At 72.6% G+C, this 1,975-nt stretch carries 2 protein-coding genes; both read left to right on the top strand.

Annotation, left to right across the window (positions count from 1 at the left end; all coding sequences use genetic code 11):
* Positions 1 to 23: 23 nt before the first annotated feature.
* The gene (locus tag HUX53_RS04070) at positions 24 to 1,565 is read left to right on the top strand and encodes a family 10 glycosylhydrolase (RefSeq protein ID WP_309237037.1); all 1,542 of its coding nucleotides are present in this window, start codon (positions 24 to 26) and stop codon (positions 1,563 to 1,565) included.
* A gap of 57 nt (positions 1,566 to 1,622) precedes the next feature.
* Positions 1,623 to 1,823, top strand: coding sequence for a DUF3040 domain-containing protein (locus HUX53_RS04065; RefSeq protein WP_176401827.1), 201 nt, complete (start codon positions 1,623 to 1,625; stop codon positions 1,821 to 1,823).
* Positions 1,824 to 1,975 lie beyond the last annotated feature (152 nt).

Below are 1,975 nucleotides of genomic sequence, written 5' to 3'. Positions count from 1 at the left end.
GGCCCCCGCTCGCCGCGTGCGGCATCCCCGCGTTCGGCGAGCGGGGGGCGGGGGCGCGCGGCCCCGTGCCGCCCGGCGCCAAGGCAGAATGCTCGCAGGTCGCCGCGCCGGGCGACTCCGAGTACCGGCAGCTGCGCGGCATGTGGATCGCCACCGTCGGCGGCATCGACTGGCCCAAGGACACCGGCGACTCCGCCGCCGAGCAGAAGAAGCAGTTCACCAAGCTGCTCGACACCGCCGAGGCGATGAACATGAACGCGGTGTTCGTGCAGATCCGCCCCAACTCCGACGCGTTCTACGACTCCCCGTACGAGCCGTGGTCGCAGTGGATCACCGGCACGCAGGGCAAGGACCCCGGCTACGACGTCCTGGCGTTCATGCTCAAGGAGGCCCACGCCCGCAACCTGGAGTTCCACGCCTGGTTCAACCCCTACCGCGTGTCCCGCCAGGACGACGTGAAGAAGCTGTCGCCCAAGAGCCCCGCGCGGCAGCACCCCGACTGGGTCCGCAAGTACGGGACGGGACTGTGGTACGACCCGGGCCTGCCGCAGGTCCGGGACCTGGCCACCAAGGCCGTCATGGACGTGGTGAACAAGTACGACATCGACGCCGTCCACTTCGACGACTACTTCTACCCCTACCCCGAGGACGGCGACTTCCCCGACGACGCCACCTACAAGGCCCACGGCGGCGGCATGGACCGCGGCGACTGGCGCCGCGAGAACGTCGACACCCTCGTGGAGTCGCTGTCGGAGAAGATCCACGCCGCCAAGCCCTGGGTGCGGTTCGGCATCAGCCCCTTCGGCGTGTGGCGCAACAAGAGCAACGACCCCGCCGGGTCCCCCACCCGCGCCCTGCAGAGCTACGACGACGTCTACGCCGACACCCGCAAATGGATCAAGAAGGGGTGGGTCGACTACGTCACCCCCCAGCTGTACTGGCCGATCGGCGACCCCCGCGCCGACTACGCCAAGCTCGTCGCCTGGTGGGCCGCCCAGGTCAAGGGCACCGACGTGCAGCTCACCATCGGGCAGGGCGCCTACCGGGTCGGCGCCGACGCCGCCTGGAAGGACCCCGCCGAGCTGTCCCGGCACCTCACCCTGAACGCCAAGTACCCGCAGGTCCGCGGCGACGTGTTCTTCAGCGCCTCCGACATCGCCGGCAACCGCCGCGGGTTCGCCGCCCGGCTGCGCGAGGACCACTACAGCCGCCCCGCCATCCCGCCCGCCGTCGCCGGCCACGGCGAGAACGGCGGCAAGGACGGGGACGCCGCGTCGCCGCCCGTGCACGGCACCGCCGCCGTCCCCGACGGCAAGGGCGTCCGGGTGACGTGGCGGCCCTCCAAGGGCGCCGCCTCCTACGCCGTCTACCGCGTCGACGGCACCGGCCCCGGCTGCGCCCCCGTCGACCCCGGCAAGCTCATCGCCGACGTCCGCGGCGGCGGGATCATCGACCCGTCCGCGAAGCCCGGCCGCTCCTACACCTACTACGTCACCGCCCTGGACCGCCTCCACCACGAGAGCGCGCCGGGACGCGGCGCAACGGTCAACGCCCCGAAGGGATAATGATCATGATCTGCGGGGAGGAACCAGTCACCTGACCACCCCCCGGAGGTTTGCAGCATGGCGCTGTCGATGGAGGAGCAGCGGATCCTCACCCAGATCGAGGTCCGCCTGAGCGAGGACGACCCGCCGCTGGCCCAGCGCCTCGCCCGCCACGGCACCCCCCGAGGGCGCCGGCCCCGCATCATCGCCCTCACCGCCGCCGCCGTCATCATCGTCCTGGCCGCGATCGGCACCGCCGTCGCGGCGGCCGTCCTGTAGCACCCGCCCGTTCCCCGCCCGTTCCCCGCCCGCGGACCCCCGAACGCCGAGGCCCCGCCCAGATCGCTCTCGCCGGGGCCCCGGCGCTCAAGCCGGGGTGGTGGTCGCCTCGCCCGCCAGGCACAACGAACCCCCAACCCCGACCGCCGCGG

Source organism: Actinomadura sp. BRA 177 (genome assembly GCF_013372625.1).
In the GTDB taxonomy this organism is placed as follows: Bacteria; Actinomycetota; Actinomycetes; order Streptosporangiales; family Streptosporangiaceae; genus Spirillospora.
Note: the sequence above shows the minus strand (reverse complement) of the source record. Positions and strands in the feature narration are given on the sequence as shown.